Here is a 5537-nt window from a genome sequence, read left to right as displayed (position 1 = left end):
AAAAAAAACCTCAAGTTGTGTGCGAAGCAACTTGAGGTAAAAAAATTTCCGGCACCGTGCTACTCTCCCATAGTCAATTATACAGTACCATCGCCGCTGGAGCCCTTAACTACCGTGTTCGGGAAGGGAACGTGTGTTTCTGCTCCGCTATCAGCACCGGAAAAAATCACAATTAAGAAAACATCTCCTGGAATCATCTCCAAGATCCAATCATCGAGGCTTTCCAACATCTGTTGAGTCAACCTTTTTCTCAGCGCTCCATGCGGAACTTTGAGAAAAAAGGTGGTTAAGCCTCACGGCCGATTAGTAATGGTAAGCTGAATACATTGCTGTACTTACACCGCCATCCTATCAAGGTCATAGTCTTTGACCGGCCTTCAGCCCCTTGCGGGGAGGGATATCTCGTCTTTGGGTGGGCTTGGCGCTTAGATGCTTTCAGCGCTTATCCGTTCCCGACATAGCTACCCGGCAATGCAGCTGACGCCACAACCGGAACACCAGAGGTCAGTCATTCCCGGTCCTCTCGTACTAAGGAATGATCCCATCAAATATCCTGCGCCTGCGGAGGATAAGGACCGAACTGTCTCACGACGTTCTGAACCCAACTCGCGTACCACTTTAATCGGCGAACAGCCGAACCCTTGGGACCTTCTACAGCCCCAGGATGTGATGAGTCGACATCGAGGTGCCAAACAGCGCCGTCGCTATGGACGCTTGGGCGCTATCAGCCTGTTATCCCCAGAGTACCTTTTATCCGTTGAGCAACGACGATTCCACATTCCATCGCTGGATCACTAGGCCCTGCTTTCGCAACTGCTCGACATGTCTGTCTTACAGTAAAGCACACTTCTACCCTTACGCTCTTCACACGATTGCCAACCGTGCTGAGTGTACCTTCGGGCTCCTCCGTTACAATTTAGGAGGAAACCGCCCCAGTCAAACTGACCCTCTGACACGGTCCGGAGCCCGGATTCACGGGACTCCGTTAGATATCTAATTGCACCAGGGTGGTATTTCACCTGTGGCTCCACCGGTACTGGCGTAGCGGCTTCACAGCCTCCCACCTATGCTACACAAGAACAATCAAATACCAATATCAGATTACAGTAAAGGTTCATGGGGTCTTTCCGTCCTTCCGCAGGTATCCGGCATTTTCACCGGAATTACAACTTCGCCGAGATCCACGTTGAGACAGTGCCGGCATCGTTACACGATTCGTGCAGGTCGGAACTTACCCGACAAGGAATTTCGCTACCTTAGGACCGTTATAGTTACGGCCGACATTCACCAGGGCTTCAGATCGAAGCTTCGCTTGCGCTAACCTCTCCCATTGACCTTTTGGCATTGGTCACGTGTCACTCCATATACATCCTCTTACGAGTTGGCATAGAGCTGTGTTTTTGTTAAACAGTCGCACCGGCCTCTTTATTGCAACCGCCCTAAGCTCGGGGAGTAAATCCCTTCACCAGAGGCGGCACCCCTTATTCCGAAGTTACGGGGCTAATTTGCCGAGTTCCTTAACGTTGGTTTCTCTCGCGCACCTTAGGCTTCTCGCCTCACCCACCTGTGTCGGTTTACGGTACGGATACCCTGTCATCATCGTTTAGAAGCTTTTCTCGTCAGTGCAGTCGCAGTGAATTCGCCAAACTTGCGTTCGGCTACCTTACGCCTCTCAGACTAGTGTGCTGCGGATTTGCCAACAGCACGTCCCACGGGCTTCGACCGGCATATTCAGCAGCCGGCTCACCTGACTCTCTGCGTCCCTCCATCACTCCGACAAGGCAGTACAGGAATATTAACCTGTTGTCCATCGACTACGCTTTTCAGCCTCGCCTTAGGATCCGACTAACCCCGGGCGGACGAACCTTCCCCGGGAAACCTTGGGTTTTCGGTGACCGGAATTCTCATCCGGTTTTTCGCTACTCATGCCTGCATGGTCACTTGTATGCAGTCCACCTCAGATCCCTCTTCGGCTTCAACCCGCATACAACGCTCTTCTACCACCGTGAATAAATTCACGATCCGCGGCTTCGGTTCTGAACTTCAGTCCCGATCATCTTCGGCGCGATATCACTCGACCAGTGAGCTATTACGCACTCTTTAAATGATGGCTGCCTCTAAGCCAACATCCTGGCTGTTTATGCAACATCACATCCTTCAAACCACTAAGTCCAGATTGGGGACCTTAGCCGGCGGTCTGGGCTGTCTCCCTCTCGACCATGAAGCTTATCCCCCATAGTCTGACTCCTGCGGTACGGTTTATGGTATTCGGAGTTTAATAGTTCTTGGTACCCCGGTAAGGGCCCGCGAACAATCAGTAGCTCTACCCCCACAAACTATTTACGCAAGGCTAGCCCTAAAGCTATTTCGAAGAGAACCAGCTATCACTGAGTTTGATTGGCCTTTCACCCCTATCCACAGCTCATCCAAACATTTTTCAACATGAACTGGTTCGGTCCTCCACTGCGTGTTACCGCAGATTCAACCTGGCCATGGATAGATCACTCAGCTTCGGGTCTACTCCAACGAACTAGACGCGCTATTCACACTCGCTTTCGCTTCGGCTCCGCACCAGGCTTAACCTCGCTCGTTAGAGTAAGTCGCAGGCTCATTATGCAAAAGGCATGCCGTCGCTTGCGCTCCGACACTTTGTAGACACATGATTTCAGATACTTTTCACTCCCCTTCCGGGGTGCTTTTTCACCTTTCCCTCGCGGTACTATACGCTATCGGTCACTATCGAGTATTTAGGCTTGGAGAGTGGTCTCCCCGGATTCAGTCAGGGTTTCACGTGTCCCGACCTACTTGGGATACTTCCAGGCTTCGAACCGATTTCGCTTACGGGGGTATCACCCTCTATGCCGGAACTTTCCAGTTCCTTCTGCTATCGATTCAGCTTGCCATATCGAAGTCCCGCAACCCCGGTCAGTAAACCGACCGGTTTAGCCTCTTGCGCTTTCGCTCGCCACTACTGACGCAATCTCTTTTGATTTCTTCTCCTGTGGGTACTGAGATGTTTCACTTCCCCACGTATCGCTTCCTTAACCTATGGATTCAGTTAAGGATGACTGAACATTACTCCAGCCGGGTTTCCCCATTCGGACATCTCCGGATCAAAACTCGCGTGCAGTTCCCCGAAGCTTTTCGCAGCTTACCACGTCCTTCATCGCCTGATAGTGCCAAGGCATCCTTCATGTGCCCTTAGTAGCTTAACCACCAAGAAACATAAATTTTGTCTACTTGTCTCTCAACAAAAGTTGGTTAACGATCACACTTCCGTGTGTCGATAACTTTTTCTTGCAGATTTTCTTCAAGATATTTTCTTTAATTGTCAAACAACACGCAGTCCGAAAACCGCGATTTTCCCGCGTCCGTAAACGCGGTAAAACGTTACCAATCGCATTCAAATCCCATAAGATGGTGGGCGTACTTGGATTTGAACCAAGGACCTCGTCCTTATCAGGGACGCGCTCTAACCAACTGAGCTATACGCCCGATTCCCCAAAAAATCCGGTCCCTCCGGTCACGACCGACCGTCGGCACCGAGCCTCGGAAAAGCCTGCAGCTTCAAGCCGCCTCAATCTTCGGTTCAACTCCATCTTCAACACCGTAAAGTATTGACTGGTGGAGCCGAAGGGGCTCGAACCCTCAACATCCTGCTTGCAAAGCAGGTGCTCTAGCCAATTGAGCTACGGCCCCTTGAATGCTTCATGATTTTTAAATCAACCCGCGGAATCCCTTCCGCAATCGTGATTGAACTTTGAATAGTGCGATGTAATCCGTTGTGTTTTGCCGGCCATTGCTGAACCGGCGCATCCGGTGTTACCCGGAGTTTAGCCATAACCTCGAACCATGTGATGTCACAACCGTGACGGTTCGGGCTTGCTCCTTAGAAAGGAGGTGATCCAGCCGCAGGTTCCCCTACGGCTACCTTGTTACGACTTCATCCCAGTCATCGACCACACCTTAGGCGGCTTCTTCCTTTGCAGGTTAGATCACCGATTTCGGGTGCAATCAACTCCCATGATGTGACGGGCGGTGTGTACAAGGCCCGGGAACGTATTCAATGCGTCGTAGCTGATACGCATTTACTAGCGATTCCAACTTCATGCAGTCGAGTTGCAGACTGCAATCTGAACTAAGAGAGGTTTTGTAGATTTGCTCCGCCTCGCGACTTCGCTTCTCATTGTACCCCCCATTGTAGCACGTGTGCAGCCCTGGGCGTAAGGGCCATACTGACTTGACGTCATCCGCGCCTTCCTCCTGCTTAACACAGGCAGTCTCATTAGAGTCCCCAGCATTACCTGTTGGCAACTAATGACACGGGTTGCGCTCGTTGCCGGACTTAACCGAACACCTCACGGCACGAGCTGACGACAGCCATGCAGCACCTGTATACCAGCTCCGAAGAGAAGACTGCTTTCACAGCCGGTCCGGTATATTTCAAGCCCAGGTAAGGTTCTTCGCGTTGCCTCGAATTAAGCCACATGCTCCACCGCTTGTGCGGGCCCCCGTCAATTCCTTTGAGTTTTAGCCTTGCGGCCGTAGTTCCCAGGCGGTCAACTTATCGCGTTAGCTTCGATACGGACAGGACTAAATCCGCCCACATCAAGTTGACAACGTTTACGGCATGGACTACCAGGGTATCTAATCCTGTTTGCTCCCCATGCTTTCGTCTTTCAGAGTCAGTTTCTGTCCAGCAAGCTGCCTTCGCTATTGGTGTTCTACCAGATATCTACGCATTCCACCGCTACACCTGGTATTCCGCTTACCTCTCCAGTACTCTAGTTCATCAGTCTACAAGGCAATTCGGAAGTTGAGCCCCCGGATTTCACCTCGTATTTAACAAACCTCCTACAGACCCTTTACGCCCAATAAATCCGAACAACGCTCGCCACCTACGTATTACCGCGGCTGCTGGCACGTAGTTAGCCGTGGCTTCCTTCCCCGCTACCGTCATTATTCGTCACGGGAGACAGCATTTTACGACCCGAGGGCCTTCATCATGCACGCGGCATTGCTGGGTCACGCTTTCGCGCATTGCCCAAGATTCTCGACTGCAGCCTCCCGTAGGAGTCTGGGCAGTGTCTCAGTCCCAGTGTGGCTGACCATCCTCTCAGACCAGCTACCCATCGTAGCCTTGGTGGGCCGTTACCTCACCAACTAGCTAATGGGACGCGAGCTCATCCATAAGCGATAAATCTTTAGCCAAAAACCCATGCGGGTCAATAGCCACATTCGGTATTAGCAGTCGTTTCCAACTGTTGTTCCCAACTTATGGGCAGATTACTCACGCGTTCCTCACCCTTTCGCTACTCACTCCCGAAGGAGTTCGTTCAACTTGCATGCCTAATCCATGCCGCCAGCGTTCGTTCTGAGCCAGGATCAAACTCTCCGTAAAATAAAAATTTTATCAGAGATATCTGATTTAGCTTTATTTATTCGACTACTGTAAGACTTCCGTCTTATCAAAGTCATTTTCAGGTTTACATCGCACTATTCAATTTTCAATCAACTCTCAACCAGCACGCAGCGCC

2 tRNA genes and 3 rRNA genes are annotated in these 5537 nt (G+C 51.1%); all 5 read right to left on the bottom strand.

Features of this window, described 5'->3' with window-relative positions:
- Positions 1–46: 46 nt before the first annotated feature.
- The 5 genes from rrf to C8D82_RS20295 all read right to left on the bottom strand — a co-directional run bounded on the left by rrf (position 47) and on the right by C8D82_RS20295 (position 5401).
- A 5S ribosomal RNA gene (rrf, locus tag C8D82_RS20315) occupies positions 47–161 on the bottom strand.
- Between the two features lie 121 nt (positions 162–282).
- Positions 283–3215 (bottom strand): 23S ribosomal RNA (locus C8D82_RS20310).
- Between the two features lie 203 nt (positions 3216–3418).
- A tRNA-Ile gene (locus C8D82_RS20305) sits at positions 3419–3495 on the bottom strand.
- Between the two features lie 127 nt (positions 3496–3622).
- Positions 3623–3699 (bottom strand) — tRNA-Ala (locus tag C8D82_RS20300).
- Positions 3700–3893: 194 nt separating this feature from the next.
- Positions 3894–5401, bottom strand: a 16S ribosomal RNA gene (locus tag C8D82_RS20295).
- The 16S, 23S and 5S rRNA genes sit together here with 2 tRNA genes alongside, the layout of an rRNA operon.
- Between the last annotated feature and the right edge of the window lie 136 nt (positions 5402–5537).

It is taken from the genome of Victivallis vadensis, from assembly GCF_003096415.1.
In the GTDB taxonomy this organism is placed as follows: domain Bacteria; phylum Verrucomicrobiota; class Lentisphaeria; order Victivallales; family Victivallaceae; genus Victivallis; species Victivallis vadensis.
The sequence above is the reverse complement of the archived record's forward strand: the minus strand, read 5'-3'. Positions and strand labels throughout refer to the sequence as shown.